The sequence below is a fragment of the Streptosporangium sp. NPDC050284 genome, assembly GCF_044459525.1.
Classification (GTDB): Bacteria; Actinomycetota; Actinomycetes; order Streptosporangiales; family Streptosporangiaceae; genus Streptosporangium.
This window is the reverse complement of sequence record NZ_JBITIZ010000002.1, coordinates 627,384-648,336: the sequence shown is the minus strand read 5'-3', so window position 1 is coordinate 648,336 and position 20,953 is coordinate 627,384. Positions and strand designations below refer to the sequence as shown.

The 20,953-nt window shown below is 69.5% G+C and carries 17 protein-coding genes; 7 read left to right on the top strand and 10 right to left on the bottom strand.

Features of this window, described 5'->3' with window-relative positions:
• Window positions 1-89 precede the first annotated feature (89 nt).
• Window positions 90-1,751 carry an alpha-amylase family protein gene (locus ACIBH4_RS07320; RefSeq protein WP_362768626.1) on the top strand — a complete coding sequence of 554 codons (1,662 nt, stop codon included), beginning with the start codon at window positions 90-92 and terminating at the stop codon, window positions 1,749-1,751.
• Between the two features lie 163 nt (window positions 1,752-1,914).
• Here the strand turns inward: ACIBH4_RS07320 and ACIBH4_RS07315 are convergent, their stop codons facing one another.
• Window positions 1,915-2,556, bottom strand: coding sequence for a TetR/AcrR family transcriptional regulator (locus tag ACIBH4_RS07315; protein ID WP_362768629.1), 642 nt, complete (start codon window positions 2,554-2,556; stop codon window positions 1,915-1,917).
• Window positions 2,557-2,634: 78 nt separating this feature from the next.
• Here ACIBH4_RS07315 and ACIBH4_RS07310 point away from each other — a divergent pair, with 78 nt between their 5' ends.
• Complete coding sequence (locus tag ACIBH4_RS07310) at window positions 2,635-3,369, top strand: SDR family oxidoreductase (RefSeq protein ID WP_362768632.1); 735 nt, start codon at window positions 2,635-2,637, stop codon at window positions 3,367-3,369.
• A 38-nt stretch (window positions 3,370-3,407) separates the two neighbouring features.
• Here the strand turns inward: ACIBH4_RS07310 and ACIBH4_RS07305 are convergent, their stop codons facing one another.
• On the bottom strand, window positions 3,408-3,824 hold the full coding sequence (locus ACIBH4_RS07305) for a VOC family protein (protein ID WP_362768635.1): 417 nt from the start codon (window positions 3,822-3,824) through the stop codon (window positions 3,408-3,410).
• A gap of 333 nt (window positions 3,825-4,157) precedes the next feature.
• Between ACIBH4_RS07305 and ACIBH4_RS07300 the strand changes: the two genes are divergently transcribed.
• Window positions 4,158-4,295 (top strand): hypothetical protein, encoded by a 138-nt coding sequence (locus ACIBH4_RS07300; RefSeq protein WP_362768638.1) that lies wholly within the window; start codon window positions 4,158-4,160, stop codon window positions 4,293-4,295.
• Window positions 4,296-4,584: 289 nt separating this feature from the next.
• Window positions 4,585-4,803 (top strand): helix-hairpin-helix domain-containing protein, encoded by a 219-nt coding sequence (locus ACIBH4_RS07295; protein ID WP_362768640.1) that lies wholly within the window; start codon window positions 4,585-4,587, stop codon window positions 4,801-4,803.
• Window positions 4,804-4,897: 94 nt separating this feature from the next.
• On the opposite strand, the gene ACIBH4_RS07290 is transcribed toward ACIBH4_RS07295, so the two are convergent.
• A complete protein-coding gene (locus tag ACIBH4_RS07290; protein ID WP_362520427.1) occupies window positions 4,898-6,406 on the bottom strand; it encodes a glycosyltransferase family 39 protein in 1,509 nt (502 codons plus the stop codon).
• Between the two features lie 589 nt (window positions 6,407-6,995).
• On the opposite strand from ACIBH4_RS07290, the gene ACIBH4_RS07285 reads away from it, so the two are divergent.
• A complete protein-coding gene (locus ACIBH4_RS07285) occupies window positions 6,996-7,484 on the top strand; it encodes a hypothetical protein (protein ID WP_362768643.1) in 489 nt (162 codons plus the stop codon).
• A gap of 34 nt (window positions 7,485-7,518) precedes the next feature.
• Here the strand turns inward: ACIBH4_RS07285 and ACIBH4_RS07280 are convergent, their stop codons facing one another.
• Window positions 7,519-8,082 carry a hypothetical protein gene (locus ACIBH4_RS07280; protein WP_362522086.1) on the bottom strand — a complete coding sequence of 188 codons (564 nt, stop codon included), beginning with the start codon at window positions 8,080-8,082 and terminating at the stop codon, window positions 7,519-7,521.
• 677 nt (window positions 8,083-8,759) lie between these two features.
• Between ACIBH4_RS07280 and ACIBH4_RS07275 the strand changes: the two genes are divergently transcribed.
• Window positions 8,760-9,278, top strand: a complete 519-nt coding sequence (locus ACIBH4_RS07275; protein WP_362522088.1) for an FBP domain-containing protein — start codon at window positions 8,760-8,762, stop codon at window positions 9,276-9,278.
• 239 nt (window positions 9,279-9,517) lie between these two features.
• Here the strand turns inward: ACIBH4_RS07275 and ACIBH4_RS07270 are convergent, their stop codons facing one another.
• From ACIBH4_RS07270 to ACIBH4_RS07255, 4 genes are all read right to left on the bottom strand, one after another.
• Window positions 9,518-10,585, bottom strand: a complete 1,068-nt coding sequence (locus tag ACIBH4_RS07270) for an ABC transporter ATP-binding protein (protein WP_362522091.1) — start codon at window positions 10,583-10,585, stop codon at window positions 9,518-9,520.
• The gene (locus ACIBH4_RS07265) at window positions 10,582-12,093 is read right to left on the bottom strand and encodes an iron ABC transporter permease (RefSeq protein ID WP_362522094.1); all 1,512 of its coding nucleotides are present in this window, start codon (window positions 12,091-12,093) and stop codon (window positions 10,582-10,584) included. The genes ACIBH4_RS07270 and ACIBH4_RS07265 overlap by 4 nt, the downstream gene beginning before the upstream one ends.
• 110 nt (window positions 12,094-12,203) lie before the next feature.
• The gene (locus ACIBH4_RS07260; protein WP_362522097.1) at window positions 12,204-13,265 is read right to left on the bottom strand and encodes an iron ABC transporter substrate-binding protein; all 1,062 of its coding nucleotides are present in this window, start codon (window positions 13,263-13,265) and stop codon (window positions 12,204-12,206) included.
• 101 nt (window positions 13,266-13,366) lie between these two features.
• Window positions 13,367-13,804: an ester cyclase gene (locus tag ACIBH4_RS07255; protein ID WP_362764176.1), complete on the bottom strand. Its 438-nt coding sequence runs from the start codon at window positions 13,802-13,804 to the stop codon at window positions 13,367-13,369.
• Window positions 13,805-14,183: 379 nt separating this feature from the next.
• On the opposite strand from ACIBH4_RS07255, the gene ACIBH4_RS07250 reads away from it, so the two are divergent.
• Window positions 14,184-15,359 carry a hypothetical protein gene (locus ACIBH4_RS07250; protein WP_362522103.1) on the top strand — a complete coding sequence of 392 codons (1,176 nt, stop codon included), beginning with the start codon at window positions 14,184-14,186 and terminating at the stop codon, window positions 15,357-15,359.
• Window positions 15,360-15,508: 149 nt separating this feature from the next.
• Here the strand turns inward: ACIBH4_RS07250 and ACIBH4_RS07245 are convergent, their stop codons facing one another.
• Together ACIBH4_RS07245 and ACIBH4_RS07240 are read right to left on the bottom strand one after the other, a co-directional pair.
• Entirely contained in the window at window positions 15,509-15,979 is a 471-nt protein-coding gene (locus tag ACIBH4_RS07245) for a hypothetical protein (RefSeq protein ID WP_362522105.1), read from the bottom strand.
• Between the two features lie 126 nt (window positions 15,980-16,105).
• Window positions 16,106-20,443, bottom strand: a complete 4,338-nt coding sequence (locus ACIBH4_RS07240) for a hypothetical protein (RefSeq protein ID WP_362764179.1) — start codon at window positions 20,441-20,443, stop codon at window positions 16,106-16,108.
• Window positions 20,444-20,953: the final 510 nt, after the last annotated feature.

Here is a 20,953-nt window from a genome sequence, read left to right as displayed (position 1 = left end):
TAACGTGTCGGAGGCCCCGGGATCTCATCGACGTCGACCCAGTGTCAACGTTGTCCCATAAAAAGGTCAAGGGAGGGTAGTGCGGACGCATGCGCCTCACCTATACAGCTGATCTGTGGTGGAAGAACGCCGTCGTCTACTGCCTGGACGTGGAGACCTACAAGGACGGGAACGGTGACGGCATCGGTGATTTCCGGGGCCTCACCCAGGAGATCGACCATCTGGACCGGCTCGGGGTGACCTGCATCTGGCTGATGCCGTTCTACACCACCCCCAGCCGCGACGACGGTTACGACGTCAGCGACTTCTACTCGATCGATCCCCGTCTGGGCACCCTTGGCGACTTCGTGGAGTTCATGCGCACCGCCAGGGACCGGGGGATGCGGGTGATCGCCGACCTGGTGGTCAACCACACCTCCGACGAGCACCCCTGGTTCAAGGAGGCCCGCTCCAGCCGCGACTCCCTCAAGCGCGACTGGTACATCTGGCAGGACGAGCCCGACCCCGTCGACCCCAAGGCGATCGTCTTCCCCGACAAGGAGGACAGCCTCTGGGAGCTGGACAAGAAGACCGGCCAGTACTACTACCACAGCTTCTACAAGACCCAGCCCGACCTGAACACGGCGAACCCGCAGGTCCGCGACGAGATCGCGCGCATCGTGGGCTTCTGGATGGAGCTCGGCCTGTCGGGCTTCCGGGTGGACGCGGTGCCGTTCCTGATCGAGGAGATCAGCGGTGACCCGCACGAGTTCCTCGCCGACCTGCGCGCCTTCATGAACCGCCGCGACGGCTCCTCGATCCTGCTGGGCGAGGTGAACCTGCCCTACCCGGAGTTGCTGAAGTACTTCGGTGACGCGAGTAACGGCGACGAGGTCACCATGTGCTTCGACTTCATCGCCATGCAGCGCTTCTACCTGTCGATGGCCCGCCAGAACCCCGAAGCCCTCGCCGACGCCCTGCGCGACCGGCCGGACCCGCCCGACGACTCCCAGTGGGCGATGTTCGTCCGCAACCACGACGAGCTGACCCTGGACAAGCTCACCGAGGCGCAGAAGCACGAGGTCTTCGACGCCTTCGGCCCCGACAAGAACATGCAGCTGTACGACCGGGGCCTGCGCCGTCGCCTTCCTCCGATGCTCGGCGGCGACATGCGGCGGATCAAACTGGCCTACAGCGTGCTGTTCTCCCTGCCGGGCACACCGGTGCTCTTCTACGGCGAGGAGATCGGCCTCGGTGAGAACCTGAAGGCCGAGGGCCGGATGGCGGTCCGGGTCCCGATGCAGTGGTCGGCGAAGGGCGGCTTCTCGCCCAACCCGAAGACCAAGGTCCCCTCGCCCGCCGGCAAGTTCGGCCCGCGCAACGTCAACGTCGAGGACCAGCGCCGCGACCCGGACTCGCTCCTCAAGTGGATCATGCTGCTGATCGAGCGCTATCGGGAGTCGCCCGAGCTGGCCTGGGGGAAGTACGAGATCCTGGACGCCGGTGACACGGCGGTGCTGGCCCACCGGGCCGACGCCGAGCGCGGCACCGTGGTCGCCGTCCACAACTTCGCCGACCGCGAGGCGAAGGTGGATCTCGTGCTCGAAGGCCTCGGCGACCGCGACATGCTGGTCGACATGCTGGTGGACGGCACCCTCGATCTGCCCGCCGACGGCCGGGTGAAGTTCACCCTGGAGCCGTACGGCACCCGCTGGCTCCGCACCTCCCTCCGCGACGCGGCGCCGGAGGAGACCTCGGTCAAGAGCGAGTGACCCGGCCGGGAGGTCACCCCGGACCACGTCCGGGGTGACCGTCCCGCTCCCCGTCCAGCGGGCCGCCTCGATCCTCGTCCAGATCCCCGTCCAGCGGGCCGCCTCGATCCCCGGCTCGCTCCCCGTCCTGCGGGCCGTCCCGCTCGCTGTCCGGTTTCCCGTCCTACCTCCCTTTCCGCTCGCCCTCCCGCTCCCCGTGGCGCTTTCCGCCGCGTTCCCCTTCCCGTTCTCCGGGCCAGGCGAGCATCGCGAGCTCGGCGATCCGTTCCAGTTCCTGCCGGGTCGCGCCGTCGCGGGACTGGGTGGACATGCCCTGGATCGTGGCCGCGTAGAACATGGCCAGGGCTCCGACGTCGGTGTCCTGGGGGAGCAGGCCCGCCGCCACGTCCGAGGCGATGCGTGCCGCGATCGCCGACTTGGCGGCTTCCCTGATCTCGCGCATCGCCTCCCGCACGTCGGCCGACTCCGGGCCGACGTTGACCGCCGCGCTGATGACCAGGCAGCCGGGCGGATGGCTGGGGTCCGCGTACACGATCGCGGCCTGACGCAGCATCCTGGCGATCGCCGCCCGCGCGGTCGGCTCCTCGGCGAGTGCCGCCGGGGCGAAGTCATGCGTTCGGTAGCGCGCGACGACCTCGTCGAACAGGCGTCGCTTGTCGCCGAAGGCGGCGTACAGGCTGGGCGGCCGGATGCCCATCGCGGCGGTGAGGGAGGCGATGGAGGTGGCCTCGTAGCCGTGCCGCCAGAACTCCAGCATCGCCGTCTCCAACGCGGCGTCACGGTCGAAGGCTCGTTTCCTGCTCACCGGAGCATTGTATAGCGATCGCTAAAAAATCCTGCTACGGTTCCGTTTTGTAGCGATCGCTAAAAAATGGGAGGCGATGTGAGAACCGCATTGGTGACGGGCGCGAGCAGGGGAATCGGCAGGGCGATCGCCCTGCGGCTCGGACGCGAGAAGGTGCGGGTGGCCGTCCACTACGCCAGGGACGAGGCGGCGGCGGAAGAGGTTGTGACGGCGATCACCGAGGCCGGAGGAGAGGCCTTCCCGGTTAGGGCGGAGCTCGGGGTGGAGGGGGACGTGGAGACGCTCTTCACCGCCCTGGAGAAGGAGGTGGAAGGGCTCGACATCCTCGTCAACAACGCGGGGATCGTCATTCGCGCGGGCATCGCGGAGACCACGCCCGAGGCGTACGACAGGATGTTCGCCGTCAATGTCAGGGCGCCGTTCTTCATCATCCAGCGGGCACTGCCACTCCTGCGCGACGGCGGGCGCATCGTCAACATCAGCTCCGGTGTGACCAGGATCGCCTCCCCCGACATTGCCGCCTACGTCGCGACAAAGGGGGCAATAGAAACGCTGAACCGGACGCTGGCCAAGAAACTCGGTCCGCGAGGGATCACGGTGAACTCGGTCTCGCCGGGCCTCACCGACACCGACATGAACGCGGGCTGGCTGCGGGGCAACCTCGAAGCCGAGGGTTACGCGGCTGAACTGACGGCCCTCGGCAGGGTCGGCACCCCGGAGGACGTCGCCGACGTCGTCGCCTTCGTCGCCTCCGACGACGCCCGCTGGGTCACCGGCACCACCATCGACGCCACCGGCGGCGCCGTACTCTGAGCCCCGCCCGGCTCCGGGTGCGGCGCCGAGATCGAGGGCTAGCGGGCTTCCTGGGGGTCGGCGGCCTCTTCCAGCTCGGTGAAGAGCGTGAGCTGGAGCCCGGCCGGACCCTCGAGTCGGGAGTTGAGCGAGTTCCAGGGGGTCCGGATGGGTTCGGCGATCACCGTGGCGCCGGCCCCGGCCAGCTCGGCGGTGACGGCGGGCGAGTCGTCCACCTCGAACGCCACCCGGATGTGCCCGGCCACCCTCCGCCCCACCTCGACCCGGTCGATGAACTCCGCCTGCGGCGGGTCGGCGATCTCCAGGGTGGCCCGGCCCGCCTCCAGGATCGTCACCCGGCCGTCGGGCGAGGAGTACGCGGCCCGCTCGGGCAGGCCGAGCACGTCACGGTAGAAGCGCAACGCCTCGTCGTAGTCGGTGGCGGTGACGACCAGGCGTAGCTCTCGAACGGTCATGACGGCTCCCAGGGTGATCGCGGATCTCTCGACCACGACAGCGCGGCCACCCACGTCCGGCATTCCCCGGATTGGTCGTTGACCGGTGTTTCGCGTTCCTGCCGGTTCGTACACCGTCTACCGCGGGCGGTACGTGACGTGCCATGACTTCCTGATGCACCCGAGGCCGGGCTTCCACTACCTGAGCAGATAGGGAGCCCGCGGACGGGAGGACCCGAGGGGGCGGGGAGGGGGGAGGGGCAGGAGGGGATCGGGGGAGTTCCGTCAGGCATCTCCGCAGGCCCGGGTGTGAGGACATCTTCAGATACGCATATGCTGCGCATCGTCGTTTCCATGTCAGGCAGTGTCCAAAAGGGGCCAAGCGTCCAGAGGGAGAAGATCACCGTGTACAAGGAGTTCGCGATCGAGGCCGTGGTCTGGGTGATCCCCGTCGTAGTGCTGCTCGGACTCGCTTTCATGATCACTGCCTGACCTGGAATCCCGGCGCGGACCTCGCCGCCGGGATCCCCGAGGAGCTCCGACGCCCGGTTTTCGGGGGAACGGTTTCCCCAAGGTCGCCAGATGTCCGCGATCGTTCAACGCTCGTGATCACTCGACGCCCGGTACGCGTCTCGCCGGTTTTGTCGTAGGGGCATGCCAAACTTGCGCCACCGTGCCGCGGGTTTCCACGGCACGGGGTCCCCGGCATGCCGGGTCCCCACGACGCGGTGTTCTCCCGCGTCGCCGGGCGACCGGCCGCCCGTTCCCCCGAGGAGACGTCATGACGACCCCAGGCCAGGGCGACGTTCCCACCGACATCCCCGCCAACATCGGACGGCCCGCGGGCCGGGCTCTCGCCGCGGCCGGTTACACCACGCTCGCCCAGGTGGCCGCCACGACGGAGAAGGAGCTCCTGCGGCTGCACGGTGTGGGCCCCAGGTCGATCCGCCTGCTGCGCGAGGCCCTCGCCGAACGCGGGCTCCCCCTGCCCGCCCAGTAAGCCCACCCGGAGGGACCCGAGCCCCGGGAAACCGGTAGGCCCACCCGGAGGACCCGAGCCCCGGGGAGAGCGACCGGTTCGCCGCCGGGGCAGGTCAGCTGTGGTGCCGCATCTCGGGCCAGAGCTGCGGCCAGGGCAGCAGCGGGTCGCGGCAGACGAGGACGGGCAGGTTCTGCTCCTCGTTGGACAGGCCGACGCCGTTGTCGATCCTGCCGCGCTCCTCGCAGGTGGCGAACGCGCGGGCGTAGCCGCCGGGGGAGTCGGTCACCACCACGGCGATCCGGGCGGACGCCGGCGGCGGGCCGCGCCAGTAGAGCTCGTTGTGCCCGCTGTGGACCTCGGGAAGGCCGTACTGGTCGGCGTAGCGGTCCAGTGCCCCGGCCTCGCCGTAGTTGTCGGTGAGAAGTACGGCCCGTGCGCGCTCCTCGGGCGTGAGCCCGTCGACCACCGCCGCGACCCGCGCGGCGAACTCCGGCCATCCGATCGACTCGCGCGCCACCTCGTTGATCCCGGCGACCGGGGTGCCCTCCAGGGCCGGGGGAGGGATCACCGGCAGCGCGATGACGACGGAGGTGACCGCGTTGACCGCGAGCGCGCCGACGACCAGCGCGCGCCGTCCCCCACCCGACGACATCCACCGGGTGACCGGGCCGCACCCCGCCGCGAAGAGCAGCACAAGCAGGCCCGCCACGTAGTCGGGGCGCCCGCCGGAGTAGAGCGTCAGCGCGCAGGCCAGCGGATAGGCGAGGGCGAGGCAGCGCAGGCGAGGTTCCCGCCACAGCCGCACGGCGCCGACCACCTGGAGGAACGCCTGGGGCGGGCCGAGCAGCAGGAGTTGCAGCGGTAGGAAGGCGAGACGGTTGTCGGCGCCCTCGTCCGCCTCCAGAGCCCCGGCCATCACCAGTTGCGGCCAGCCGTGGGTCGCCTGGTAGACCAGGTTGGGCGCGGCGATCACGAGCGCGAGCAGCGCGCCGAGCCAGAGCCCACGCTCCCGCAGCACGTCGCGCGGCCCCGCCACCAGCACACCCACACCCAGGCTGACCAGGAACAACACGATCAGCTGCCGGTTGTACGTCGCCACCCCCGCGACGGCGCCCACAGCGAGCCACCAGCGGCCGTCGCCACGCAGCGCCCGTACGGCGAACAGCGCCGCCGCGACCCAGAACGGAAGATCGACACCCAGGGTGAGCAGGGAGTGCCCGCCGATCAGGAGAAGGCTCGTGGTGGCGATTCCCGCCGCGGCGACGATCTGCGCCCCGCGGTCGCCGCCGAGCTCCCGGGCCAGGAGGGCGACGAGGACGACGGTGAGCGACGCGATCAGGGCGGGAACGACGCGCAGGGCGACCACGGTGTCGCCGAACACGGCGACCGAGGCCCGCGCGATCAGCGGGGTGAGCGGCGGGGTGTCGAAGTATCCGAGGGCGGGTTGCTCGCCCAGCATCCGGAAGTACAGCTCGTCTCGGTGGTAGCCGTAGCGCGGGCTCACGACCAGCAGCACGGCGAGCGTGGCGAGCGCGACCGCGGCGACAGGCCGCCCGGCGAAGGGGGCGGCCGGTACGGTCGTGCCGGGGGTGCGCGGGGCGGAGGGAGAGGTGGCGGGCACCCATTCATCATCGGCTTTCGACGCCGGTGACGCGAGGGGGATTTCCGTTCGCCCGCCGTTCGATGCGGGAGGTGATTCCGAGCCGCCTGACATTCGGGGCGGGGGGAATCCCGGGTCGTCTGTCATCCGGGACGGGGAACGACCCCGAGTCGCCTGTTATGATCACCGCGGAAAGTCCGGCGGAGGATGCTCGCAAAGGACATCGATTTACGCGACGTGAAGCCGATGAACGATTCGAGGGACTGTGCGCTGATGATTCCGATGAACGATTCGGGGGGTCGCGCTCCGATGATTCCGATCGAGGGATGACACGGAGTGCGGAGGCCGATGGATAACGAGGGATGGGCGGTCGGTGTTCCCCGAGGATATCGCGTCGGTGAATGGCGGGTCGGCAGGCCCGTCGCCACGGGGAGTTGGGCGAGCGTCTACGTGGGGGTTCGGGACGGGGAGTAGTCGACGCCCTCGGCGTTGAAGTTCCTGCCCACGGGAACGGTCACCCGACGGCAGTTGAAACATCTCATGGAAATGACACAGCGGGAAATACGCCTGCACAGCAGGCTCCAGCATTCCCGGCTGATCGGGGGCCGGGATGGTCGACGCGTCCGTGGCCGATCCGTTCGGGCGCTGGTTGCGTCCCGATTCCGACATCCCCCGGGAGTACCGCGCCCTGATCGTCGAGGTCGGCACGATGTGCGACGAGCCGGGCCTGAGCCCGGCGCTGGTCGCCGCGATACTGAAGACGGAGAGCGGCTTCGACGCGGAGCTGCACGACGTGGCCAAGGACGAGTACGGCCTCGCGCGCTGGACGCCGTCGGTGCTGCAGTACTACCTGCCCCCCGACCGCCGAGGTGTCATCCTCACCCCGCCCCTGTCTCCGGAGGACACCATCCCCGCCGTCGGCCGCTATCTGTGCGTACGTCTCCCCCTGCTGGCGGGGGTGCCCGGAGATCCGGGTCTCCTGGGGGCCGCGGCCTTCCGCTCCTCCGACGAGGTGATCCGCGGGGAGAACGGGGTGCCCGAACGGTTCCGGTCGTTCGTCGAACGCGTGCGGAAGCACCGGGCCGAATACCAGCCGTGATCACGCGGAGGGGAACGCCGGGCGTCAGCCGTGATCACGGGCTCAGTCGCTGCAGGTGCTCCTCCCGCACCAGATCGAAGCGCAGCGCGACGGAGACCAGCGCGGCGCGTTGCCAGTCGGCCTTGCGCGAACCGGCCGACGGTTTGACGCGCAGTTTCTTGCGCGCCAGATAGTCGATGTGGAAGTTGACCGCCGTGCGGGTCAGTCCTTCGCAGCCGGGAACCTCGCGCAGCAGCTCCAACACCTCCGGCACCGTCGGGATGACCGAGGAAGCGCAGTCGCGAAGGCGCGGCTCGCAGAGCGCGACCAGCACGAGAAAGTATTTCGCCGTCTCGTCCAGGGAGAAGCTGGAGATCGTCGGCTCGCCGACCGTCAGGCTCTCGGGTGTGTCGGGGTCGATGAAACTGTGCTGCGAGGCGAACACCAGGAAGGAACAGGCGCCGCCCGCCACCGGAAGCACCACGCGGGCGAACTCGAACGGCACGGGCGCCGCGACCCGCCGCGGAGCCACCTTGAGGAACTCCCCTCCGCCTTCGGGATTCTCCACGACCAGGGTGGAATTCTGGCTCAGATTGGTGAGCAGCCAGTAATCCTCCATGGCATGGATGACCCCGGCCCGCCTGGAGATCTCCGGATGATCCAGCGGAAAGTCGACGGGGACGCCCGTCGTCCCGCGACCAAAAGTGATCTCGTGGCCTGGGGAAAGCTCAACGACGGCGGGTTCGGCGCCAGGGCCTTCGCCTTGTAAGAGGATCGTTCGCATCCATTCCACCCTCACGGCATCCTAGAAGCTTCCAGGTTCCCAGGACCTCAGCCTACGTCGAATACTGTTTCGTTCAGCGCTGTATTACCGGGGCTCAGCGCGTTGACGGACTGCCGTTTGGCGAGGGCCGAAAAGGCATGAGGTCCCTTCGAGGGACGGAACACCTCGTCTGAGTCAGGATCGTTGAAGCGGCGGCCGGTCCCGTTGGGGTCGGCCGCCGTCTCTTTTCGGCCGCCCTTCGGTCGCCGAGCCGAGGAAAAATCCCTCGACGTCCTCTGGGGCGTGCTGAGACACTGGCCGCTGCCCGAAGGTCGAGAGCACCTCGGCCCGGCCGAGCCCTGCCCCGGCCTGCCCATCCAGGTCTGACCTGGTCTGATGGGTCCGCAGACTGGCCTAACCTGTCTTGGTCGCGCATGACCTGACCGCTCGCGGGCCGGCGGAGGCGCCGAGCGTGGTGCCGGCCGGGCGGGGGCGCGGGGAGATTTTCCGATGATCGCTGTGATGGTAGGTGAATGATGAATCCGGTCGGCGAGAAAGAGATACGCAGAGCCTTCGTCAACTGCTCCAAGGGGGAGGCGAGCAGGATCAACCTGCCCAGGAGCCTGCCCGAGCTCCCCTGGGCCGACCTCGACTTCCTCGGCTGGCGCGATCCCGGCGCCCCCGACCGGGGCTACGTGGTCGCCGAGCGGCAGGGCGAGCTCGTCGGCGTCACCCTGCGTGTCGCGCAGGAGGTACGCAGGAGTTTCGCCAAGAGCACCGTGTGCTCGATCTGCGTGACCCCCCACTCCGGCAGCGGAGTCGCCCTGTTCGTCGCACCCAGGGTCGGCGCCGCGGGCCGCCAGGGCAACACGGTCGGCACCTACATCTGCGCCGACCTCGCCTGCTCCCTCTACATGCGGGGCATCAAGCGGACGGAGGCCGGGGTGCGGTTCGAGGAGACGCTCACCATGGAGGAGCGGATCGTGAGGACCACCGTCAACCTGGAGGACTTCCTGGACAAGGTCTTCGACGGAGACCTGCGTTCGGCATGACCTGATCGCGGGTCCAGAGGAGGACCGCGACCCGATCGCGGGCCCGCGCGAGGACCGTGACCTGGTCGCGGGTTCGTATGAGGACCGTGACCTGGTCGCGGGTTCGTATGAGGACCGTGGTCTGATCGCGGGTTCGTATAAGACCGTGGTCTGATCGCGGATCTACACGAGGACCGCGACCGCTGCCGCCGCCTTCACCCCGGCAGGAAGACCGGGCGCCAGGGCGCTCTCCTTCCGCGTCACCCCGTGCCCGGCCGGTCGCGCCAGGCCAGGCCGCTGCCCTCCACCTGGACACCGACCCTGTCGCCGACGGTCGTCGGCTCGGTCGGGGCCGTCACCCGCGCGGTGACGTGCGTGCCGTCGGACAGGCTCAGGGTGACGAGCGCGTCGTGGCCGTGGAAGTCGTCGCCGACCACGGTCGCGATCACGGCCTGCGGCGCCGGTGGCGTGGTGATCCGGACCTGTTCCGGACGGACCAGCACGGTGAGCGCCCCGTCTCCCGGGGGGAGTTCGGCCACCACGACCGGGCCGAGCGCGGTGCGCAGCACCGCGGGATCACCGTGGTGACCTGGCTCGTCCTGTGCGTCCAGCAGGACCGCGTCGCCGACGAAGGCGGCCACCCAGGCGTCGGCGGGCCGGTGGTAGACGTCGGTGGGGGAGTCGCTCTGCACGATGACGCCCTCGCGCATCACCGCGATCTGGTCGGCCGTCGACAGTGCCTCGCCCTGGTCGTGGGTGACCAGGATCCCGGTCGCGCGGTCCGCGCGCAGCGCGGCTCGCACGTCGTGCCTCAGCTCGGCGCGGAGCCCGGCGTCGAGCGCGCTGAACGGCTCGTCGAGCAGGATGAGGGAGGGGCGCGGCGCCATGGCGCGGGCGACCGCCACCCGTTGCTGCTGTCCTCCGGACATCTGGTGCGGCATCCGGTCGCCGTACCCGGCCAGGCCGACCAGGCTCAGCGCCTCGTCGATCCTGTCGCCACGCCGCTCGGCCCGGCTCAGCCCGTACCCCACGTTCTCGCGTACCGACAGGTGGGGGAAGAGCGCGCCCTCCTGCGGCACGATCACGATCTGGCGCCGCTGGGGCGGCGTGTGCGCGGCGGGACCGGCGACGACCCGCCCGTCGACGGTGATCTCGCCCGCGTCGAGGCGTTCGAAGCCCGCCACGCAGCGCAGCAGGGTCGTCTTGCCGCAGCCGGAGGGGCCGAGTACGGCGGTGAGGGTGCCGCTCGGCACGGTGAGGTCGACCCCGTCGAGGGCGGCGACGGACCCGTAGCGCCGGGCGAGCCCGCGCAGTTCCAACCGGCTCACCGCTGAACCTCCTTGCTGAGAATCCCGGTACGCGCGGCGAGCAGCCAGGTGGGCACCGATGACAACAACACGAGCAACACCGCGTAGGGCGCCGCGCCCGCGTAGGCGGCGACCGCCGTGTTCGACCACAGTTCGGTGGCGAGGGTGTCGACACCGGTCGGGCGGAGCAGCAACGTCGCGGGCAGTTCCTTCATGCAGGTGAGGAAGACGAGCGCCGCGCCGGCGCCGATGCCCGGCAGGGTGAGCGGCAGGGTCACCGTGCCCAGCACCGCGAGCGGCCCCCGGCCCAGGGAGCGGGCGACCTCTTCGAGTACGGGAGGCGCCTGGGCCGTCGCGGTGGCGACGGCGGCGACGCCCAGCGGCAGGAAGAGCGCGGCGTAGGCGAGCGCGAGCAGCCAGGTCGTCTGGTAGAGCGGGAAGGCGACGTTGATCCCGAAGAACACCAGGGACAGGCCGATCACCACTCCCGGCAGGGCGTGGCTGAGGTAGCTGAGCCGCTCCAGCGTCGCGGACAGACGCCCCGGCACCCGGGCGTTCAACACCCCGACAGGCAGCGCGAGCAGCATGGTCAGCGCCGTCCCGGCCAGCGCGAGCAGGAGGGAGTTGCCGGCGGCGGCCAGCACCTCCGGCCAGGTTCCCGGACGGGAGATGCCCTCGGCCATCCGCCGGGCGAGGCTGTACGCGGTGACGCCGAGCGCGAGGACCGCGACGGCGAGCAGCGCGGCCGCGGCGGGCAGGCGTGCCGTGCCCAGAGCGGCCCTGGCAGGCGGGCGGCGGGTGCCGCTCAGCCGGGCGTAGCGGGCCCCGCGCCGCCGGGTCGCGCCCTCCCCGGCCAGGATGAGCACGGTCAGCGCCACGAGTACGGTCGACAGCACCAGCGCGCCGGTACGGTCGAAGCCGAGGTCGAAGGCGAGGAAGATGGCGCGGGTGAAGGTGTCTGCGCGCAGGATCGAGACCGCGCCGAAGTCCGACAGCACGTACAGCGCCACCAGCAGCCCGCCACCGGCGATCGCGGGGCGGATCTGGCGCAGTGTCACCCGGGTGAAGGTGTGCCAGGCGTCGTGGCCCAGCGACCGCGACACCTCCTCCTGCGCCGGGTCGGCACCGGCGAGGGCCGCGGCGGTCGGCAGCAGGACGTAGGGGTAGGAGCAGAGCGTCAGCACCAGGGCCGCCGCCCAGAAGCCCTCGAAGCCGTCCACCGCCGACACCCAGGCGAAGGCGGCGATGTAGGTCGGCACCGCGAGGGGCAGGACGGCGAGGACGGCGAAGACGCGGCGGCCCGGCAGGTCGGTCCGCACCAGCAGGAAGGCCGAGCCGACCCCGAGCACCAGGCAGGCGACGGTCACCACGGCCGCCAGCGCGAGCGTGCTCGCCGCCAGCGCCGCGACCCGCGCGGTGAGCAGCTCCTCGGCGATCCTGGCGCCGCCCGCCTCGGCGGTCCGGACGGCGAGGTAGGCGAGCGGGATGAGGGCGACCGCCACGGCCAGCACCGACAGCGCCAGCACCACGGGCCTGGCCGGACGGGACCACCTCGCACCCCCTGCCGGGAGGCCGGGACGGCCGGGCCGCGGCGAGGATCCGCCGCGGCCCGGCCGCCTCACGGAGAGCGGCGACGTTCTCAGGGGACCAGTCCCGATTCCTTGATGAGCGCGATCGTCGCCTCAAGCTGGTCGAGGTCGTTCAGGTCGATCGAGGGGACCTTCAGCTCGTCCAGGGCAGGCACCCCGGCGGGCGGGGCGGCGTCGGCCAGGACCGGGTACTCGAAGGTCTCCTCGGCGAAGTACTTCTGCGCCTCGGCGCCGAGCAGGTAGTCGACGAAGGCCTGCACGTCGGGGTTGCCGGCGGCCTTCTTCAGCACGCCGACGCCCGCCACATTGACGAGGGCGCCGCTGTCCCCGTCGGGGAAGAAGTGCAGCTTGGCGGCGAGCCCGTCGGGCGTCTTGCCCCGCTCCTTGGCCAGCTCGCCCAGGTAGTAGTGGTTGATCAGGCCGACGGCGACCTTGCCGGAGTCGACCTCCTCCAGGATCGGGCCGTTGCCCTCCCGGATCTGCGGCTCGTTGGCCTTGAGCCCGGCGAGGAACTCCTTCGCCTTGGCCTCTCCGTGCTGCACGGTCACGGCGGTGACGAACGACTGGAAGGACGCGTTGGTCGGGGCCACCCCGACCTTGCCCTTCCACTCCGGAGCGGTGAGGTCGAACACCGAGGCGGGCAGCCGGTCGGTGGGGACCAGGTCGGGGTTGTAGACCAGCACCCGCGAGCGGGCGGTGACGCCGACCCACTCCCCGCTCTTGGCGCGGTAGGTGGCGGGCACCTTGTCGAGCACGGTGCCGGGAAGCGGGGCGAACATCCCCTTCTTGGCCACGGCGCCGAGCGCGCCGGCGTCCTGGGCGAAGAAGACGTCCGCCGGTGACTTCTCCCCCTCTTCGAGGAGCTGGGTGGCCATGGCCGAGGTGCTGGCGTAGCGGGCCTCGACGGCGATGCCGCTCTGCGCGGTGAACTTCTCCAGCAGGGGCTTGACCAGGGCCTCGTTGCGCCCGCTGTAGACGGTGATCTTCTTCTCGGCCGCCTGGCCGGCGGCATCGCCGGTGTCCGCGGACTCGCCGCCGCACGCGGCCAGACCGAAGAGGAGAGCACCCGTGGTGGCCAGTTTGAGCATGGTTCTGGGGAGGGACGTCGGCACCGGGGTGCTCCTTCGATCATGGCGCTTGCAACTACATCGCTGTAGAAGTTAGCAGAGCCTAACCTAAGGATCTGTGGCAGGGGGTGGGACGAGCGCCTGATCTACGTGTTGGGGAGACCGAGGCCGGTCAGGCCGAAGCCGAGTTGGCTGTACAGCTCCAGCTGGTCGAAGTAGTCCCGTTGCGTAATGATCTTTTCGTTGGCGACGTAGGCCATGCACGCGCCGCGGACGGTGATGCGACGGCCGGTCTCCTCCACCTCGCGCCCGTCGGGAAGGAGGAAGGGCCCCGTGTGGGTGCCGGTGAGCGTCCATTCCGCGATCACGGGATCCTCGCAGGGGGCCTCCAGCCAGACCGTCTTCTTGAAGTCGGGAAACGCCTTGAAGTACTGCTCGTAGAACCAGGCGATCTGCTCATGTCCCTCCAGCGTGCCCGCCGGTGAGACGAGGACGGCGTCCGGGCTGTAGCAGTCGAGTACTCGGTGCAGGTCGTGAGCGTTGATCGCTTCGATCAGGCGGCGTTCGAGCTCCAAGGAATTCACGTGACCCTCCTGGTGCTGGACGAGGCGTTGGGCTTCCGGGACTTCCGATCCGACCGGGATGCCGTACGTCGAGGGGTGCTCAGGGGGCGTCGGACCGGGAGCCTTGACGGCGCTCTTTCAAAGCTATCCAGCGGAAAGTGAGCCTTTGGTCCAGGTGTCGCGGTATTCGCACCATAGAAGGTGCCGTAGGTTCCCGGTCACACCATGGGGATGCCATGTCTTCGTCATGCCCGCTCGTCACGTATGTCAGCGAGGAGGATTCAGTCACAAAGTAGCTGAAACCGCCAAAAAAGCGATTTATATTGAACTACACAACATAAAGGGAAATCAGCGAAAATAATGCTGGTCGGTGAGTCCCGTGCGGGTTAGGTTGACCAGCATGAGCACCTCCTATCACCCCCCTCACAACTACAGGGTCGTGGCACCCGACCAGCTGCGCGGATTCCCCAAGGCGCTGGGGATAAGCGACTACTGGACGCCGGGGACGATCACCCTGGCCGCGCAGGGGAAACCCGGCGACCTGGCCCTGGTCAGCGGCCCGCCGTACGACTCCTCTCAGCACGATTCCTTCGGGATCGGTGTTGGCACGTTCCAGTTCGACATGGCGACCCGCACCTCCCGGGGGTGGGGTGGTGGCATCGTCCGCTATCTCCAGTCGGGCAAGCCCTGCGTGTGGAAGCCCGAGGAGCCGAAGGAGGGCACCTTCAACCTGGTGGCGGAGATAACCACCGAGGACGCCGCCGAGGTTCGCGTCTCCGAACGGGAGCACATCGAGGATTTCCAGCGCGCCTGGGACTGCTCCTTCGGACTGGTCGCCGGTCTGGCGCCCAAGTGCTCCGCCGACTCGACGGAAGGGGCGATCAAGGCACTGGTCACCCGTCTGATCGAGATGGGGGCGGCGTACGTGATCCCGGCCGACCCCGGTGACCTGGCCAACTGGGGTCCCCGCGTCCTCGCGGTCTACAAGGCCCTGTGCGCTCACTCCTACAAACGCGACGACAAAGGCCATCACTCGCCGACCGAATACCGGTTCACGGTGCACGAGAAGACCATCACCGTGCGTTTCGCCTTCGGCCCGAGACATCCCGGCGAGGAGTTCGTGGTTCCCGGGGAGATCTCCCCGGTGTTCACCGCCGCGAGCTACGAGGATTACCTCCAGGCGAAGAAGGCCGCGGTCTCCCAGCCTCCCGTGGTGGCCGGTGCGGGATTGAAGGTCGGCACCGTGGTCGTGTGGTCCGATCTCGCCGCCGACGGCCGGCTGTTCGAGGACTATCCGCTGGGGCTCTCCTTCGCGGAGCAGACCGTCTACACCGTCCCCGACCTTGAAACGAAACGGTGGGTGGTGGACATGCCGGCCATCAACGGCCGGCTCCACTTCGAGCAGGGAGAGGTGGTCGAGGTGGCCGACACCCACGCCTGGGTGAAGATCGACTTCCGGGATCACAATGATGACGGCACGTCCTCCTGGGTCACGCCGAAGGTGGCGGAGCTCAACCTCCCCGGCGGGTACGGCTACGTGTGGCTGCGGCACCACCTGCTGAAGCCGAAAACCTGATCCGCGTCACCGGCCGCCGGAGCTCCGGTTACGAGGATCAACGTCGAGACTTTTTGGAAGGTGTGACGGGGTTCTTCGGCCACCCGCGGGCGGGCCGGGCGCGGCGCCGATGCGGCGCCGATGCGGTGCCCGGCCCGCCCGCGAGACGACTACCACCAGTCGCTGCAGCGCACCGTCGCGTCGCCGGAGACCGAGCCGCAGACGCGGAACTTCCAGTTGGAGTTGGTGCTGGTGAGCTGGGCGGGGGTGGTGGCGGACAGGCTGTAGCCGCTCGGCGAGAACGGCCCGCACTGGATCCAGGTCCTCCTGTCGTCGCGGGTCCAGTCCATCCAGAAACGGTCGCCGGGCGAGGTCGCCCCGTCGATCTTCGCCCAGCCGATGGCCGGACCGTAGGGCGCGCCGTACTGGATCGAGAAGTAGGTGGGCTTGGCGCCGGTCTGCACCTGGAAGCCCACCGCGTACCGGCCGGACGCGTTGTCGGGCATGTCGCGGAACCCGTTCTCCCCGTTCAGGCACTGTGCCGGCCAGGCCTGGGCGGCCTGGCTTGAGACCAGCGGCAGTCCCGCGCCCAGGGCCAGTACGAGGGCGGTCCTGGCCAGGACCGTCGTGACTCTCTTCATCGTTCTCTCCTCTTTCTCTCCTGCGGTCTCTTCGGCCGCGGGTTCTTCGCGCGGTTTTCGCACGCGGTCTTCGGCTCGTGGGTTTTCGCGCGTGAGTGGGCGACGGCCCACAGCCATGACGGGGAATCACCCGTAGTCGGGATGCGGCAGGGTCTGGTCGCTGCAGAAGATCATTTTGGCCGGGTTCACGCCGGGTCCGTCGATGAGGACGATGCCCCAGGGGTTGCCCTCCTGGTCCTCACGCGACGGGTTGGTCGTGAACCGGTCGCAGGTGCCGTACTGGTTCGCCCTCGACGGGATCGCGGAGAAGTTCTGGAAGTTCCCCCGCAGGACCGGATCGGCCGAGGCGCGGCTCGAACCGTCGAGGTTCATCGCCTGCCCGTCCCGGTACAGGTACTGGTCGGGCATGTAGCTGCTGAGCAGCACCGGAGTCCGCGCGTCGACCCTGCGTAGTGAGAGGTCGGCGCAGGAGGCGAAGTGCAGCTCCTGGTGGATCGGCGGCGCGTGCGCGAACGCCGACCCCAGTTCCAGCGGGTGGTTCTCGAAGAACATGTTGAAGACGTCCAGCGCCGTCTGGGCCACCCCTTCCGGGATGTTCTTCGCGTTGCGCCCGTCCGCCACCTTCCGGGCCCATACCCTGATCTGGGATTCGACGTAGTCGTTGCCGATCAGGGTCCGGTAGCCGATCACCCCGCCGCCCGCGCCGTGCGCGACGACGCAGTCCACGTTGCCGCCCGCGGTCCCCGGCATCTGTCTCGTCTGTGGCGGCGCGCCCCCGAACCGGTACGCCCTGGCGAGCAGCACCCCGTTCGAGTTCGCGTTGCCGTGGGTCGCCTGGTGGTTGTGCACGTTGGCGTCCACCAGGTCGTACTGGATGTCGGGCCGCGTGATGCCGTAGTCGGCGGACAGTGCGGAGAACAGCCGCGTCACGAACGCGGGCAGGTGGGTGTTCGCTGTGCGGTGCTGGTAGTCGACGTCCTCCGACCCCGGCACGATGCGCCCGTCGCTCCCCAGGACGAACGAGGCCGTCGCGGTGGTACGGATCTTGTACGCCAGATCGTCGTTGAGGAACCAGCTGGGAAGGTAGGCCGATGTCGGCCGCTGGCTCACCGGGTTGGAGAATCCCATCCAGGACGGGATGCTCTTGCCCCGGGGGTGGTTGACGGGATCGACGCCGGCCTGGATCACCTCGTCACGCCACTGCGTGAAGACGTCCCTCGTGGCGGCCCGGACGCACTGGTCGCTCATCGTGCTTCCCTGGCACACCGGCTTCGACAGGACCCGTCCGGTCAGGTCGGTGGCCCAGTCGTAGAGCGCCTGGCGGCCGGCCATCTTGCCGCCGATCCAGCTGGCGGGCGCGATGGTGTCCAGGTTCTGGTTCTCGTCGAAGTAGGCGACCGCGTCGACCTTGTCCTCGTGGTAGGTGCCGCTGACCGGCACCAGCGCGAGCGCGTCCCAGGCCACCGTGACGATGTCCCCCACGGTGTCGTGTTTCGTGACGTTGCTCAGCTGGATCTGGGAGTTGGGACCGAGCACCTGCACACCGAGCGACTTCCAGTGGTTGAAGTGCTCGTGCTGGTTGATCACCCGTTCGGTCACGGTCCCGTTGGCGTTCGTGATCTTGTAGGTGGCGCTGCCGGCCGACGCGCCCGCGGTGGGGATGTGCGCCCTGATCATGTAGGTGCCGTTGGTGCTGAGGTTGGGCTTCCAGGTTCCGGTGACCCGGCGCGCGGTGTCGGAGGGAAGAGCGTTACCGGCGAACCAGGTGTGCGCCCCCAGCCCGGCGGCCAGCTGGTGGAAGTTGATCGTCGACAGTGGCATCCCCTCGGCGGTCTTGCCGTATTCGAGGGTGAAGGTGCCGCCGTTCGTCCAGTCGACCCCGGAACAGAAGATGTTCACGTTCGGCGTGGACAGGTCGTCGATGATGATCGTGTCCGCGGGGAGCTGCTTCTGGCACGCGGGCGGCCACGGGTTGTCCCCGGCGGGCTCCCGGTCGCCGGTCGCGAAGTCGTACGCGGACCGCGCGCACTGGGTCGCGCAGTCGATGTTCATCTGCACCCGGCCGTTCCACCAGCAGTGGAAGGCCAGGTCGCCCTCTGTCATCTGGCAGCGCTTGACCGTGGTCGGGTCACATCTGTTGGCGGTGGTGCACAGCTGCCTGCGGTCGGGATAGGAGACCGTGTTCCCGGCCGGGTTGAGGGGGCCGTTCACCGCGGGGAGATAGGCGTCGTCGCCCTTGAAGTCCTTGATCGGGGTCTCCGTCCAGCCGATCACCCGCTCCTGGTAGGGCCATTCCCACGGCCGGGCGGCGTCGGCGTAGCTCTCGCGGAGGAAGACGTCCCGGCCTTCGCGGTAGGAGTCGTTGTTCGGATTGTTCGTCCAGCCCAGACCCCAGTTGCCGGCCCTGTCGGTACACGAGGGGCCGGGGGTGCAGCCGGTGGGGTTGCCGTTGGCCGCGTTCGGCTGGACACCCGAGTTGTAGGCCCACAGCGCGAGGTACCAGTTCTCCACCAGCGCGCTGTCGCCGTTGTTCATGACGATGCCCGCGTCGTGGAGCTGGTTCCACTTCTCGGCCAGGATCTGCATGCCGGCCTGGACGTTCTCGGCGTAGTCGACGGCGATCTTCGCCTTGCCGTTCGGGGAGATGCCGGTGTCCGTCGCGGTCATCCCGGTCGTCACCTGCGCGATGCCGTAGCCGCAGTCGGCGTTGTCGTAGTCGATGACGTCGAGGGTGCCGCCGGATCCGTAGTAGTCGCCGATCAGCGGGTTGCCCCCCGAGCCGGGCAGCGAACGCCAGGTCGCGTGCTTGTACGCGCTCTCCTGGGCCAGGACGCCGTTCATCACCACGGGCGGCACCCGGCCGCCGGACGGTTTCAGCGAGGGGATCGCGAAGTCGGAGCTGGGGCTGTAGGCGGGCAGCCCGGTCTGCCGGTAGTTGGCCGGCCGGGAGTTGACGCCGCCGAGCGCGTTCAGCGTGGCGAGATCCACCGCCCAGGCCGCCTGCCGGGCCGTGGGCCCGTAGACCTGCCGGTTCGGCGTGTTCCGCGGCACCGCGCACTTGGGAGTGGTGAAGTTCGCCTGGGTGCTCACCCCGCCGTCGGCGCTCATCCGGCGGGTGGGAAGACCGCCGCCTGACTTCGCGCCCGGTACGAGCTGCACGCCGGTCCGCAGCGTCTCACGGGTGCCGAGCCACACCAGGGCCGACCCGTTGCCGAGACCGAGGCCCTCCCGGTCTCCCAGCCCGTCCACCACGGCCTTCGGCAGGTCGGTGAGAGCCACCTTGCCCTCGGCGCTGACGTCGCGCACCCGCATCTCCGCGCCGGGCCGCGCCGCGTCCACCTTCTTGTCGTCGTCGGCCTTCGTGCCCTGGTTCGCTGTCTTGTCGTCGTCGGTCTTCGTGCCCGTGTTCGCCTCCTTGTGGCCGCCGGTCTTCGTGCCCGCGTACTGTCCGGCCCTGGGCCGTCCGGCCGCCGCGCCGCCGCGCCGCGCCTTCTCCGTGGCGAGCAGACCGGCCGCGGCCGACGAGGGCGCCACCAACTGGGCCCTGGCGTCCTCGGCCGAGGCACGTTCGGAGACCTTGCGGTCGCGGAGGTCGAGAACGCGCAGCGAGGTGCGCCCGTTCGCCCGCTCGGCGAACTCCAGCGTCGTGCCGCGCACTCCGGCGAGTTCGAGCGCGGCGCCACCGTCGTGGACGGTCTCCGCCCGGTCCGGCCTGGCCGCGTCCACCCGCACGATGCGGCCGCCCTGCCGGAGGAAGACACTCTCGCGGTCGAGGACCGGGTCCACGAACTGGCCGTTCAGTTTGGCGACCTGCCTGGCCTCGGCGCGGGCGGCGTCGACGGCGAACACCCCCGTGGTCGGGTTCTCCGGGGTGGAGTACGTCAGGACGGCCGCCCGGCCGTCCTGACCGCACCGCAGGCCGGCGCTGTTGACCGCGGCGCCGACGGCGACCGGCCGGACCGAACCGTCGGAGAGCGCGACCGAGTACACCAGGCCGCCGTTGGCCAGGTGCCGCGGACGGTTCACCGCCCGCCGCGTGATCAGGGTGGCCACCACGTGCTTCCGGTCGCCGGTGAGGCAGTAGGTGCCCAGCCACTCGTCGTCGGCGTCGAACGGCTTGATGGACACCAGCGGCCGGAAGGCGTAGGAGGAGTCCTCCCTTCCGACGAAGAGATGGAACCCCTCCTCGTCGCCCTGGCCGGTCACGATCACGTCGTCGCCTCGCGGCCAGTCCCTTTCGAGGGCCGAGAGTCTCTTCGCCACCGCGTGCTGGGTGTCGGCGGGTTTCGCGGTGTGGGCGGGTTTCGCGGTGCCGGTGGGTTTCGCGATGTCGGCGGGTTCTCCGGACGCCTGCCGGCCGGGATCGTGACCCGGGTGGCGGGCCTGGGCCGTGGCCGGCCCGGCGAGCAGGCTCGTCGTCACGACGAGGGTGGCCACCACGGACCTGGCGTGGCGCCTCAGCACCGGCCACACCGGGCGTCGGCACCGGCCGGCGGTCGACGGCCGGGGCCGGCCGGTGACGCGCGTGTTCACTCCAAGTGCGCGCCGCACACGGAAACGGTCGTCATGCGTGTTCATCGGTTCACTTTCGGTACGGGTCGGTAGGCGCGGATCGGCCGCGAGTCGGCGCGGATCAGCCGCAAAAGGCGCAGGGAACAGAAAGGACACGGATGTCGAGTGAGAAACCGGTGTTCGCCCCCGTGGCGCGGTTTCCTTTCCATCTCGACCGAATGACCACCCCGGTCATTCAGTGGAGTCAGGCGAAAGCCTAATGACGTGCCGACGCGTGTAAAGGGGTTTCAATCCTGCCTGAAGGTGTTGCGTTTCCCGGTGGCGTCGTTATGCTGCGTCCGATCCGATCGTCCGTCGCCGACGGGTGACAGACCGCCGGGCAGTCCGTGTCACGCGCTGCATTCCGTGTCACGCGCTCTCGGTCACCGCGCGTGACCGTGGATCTCGCCGCGGCCGGGAGCG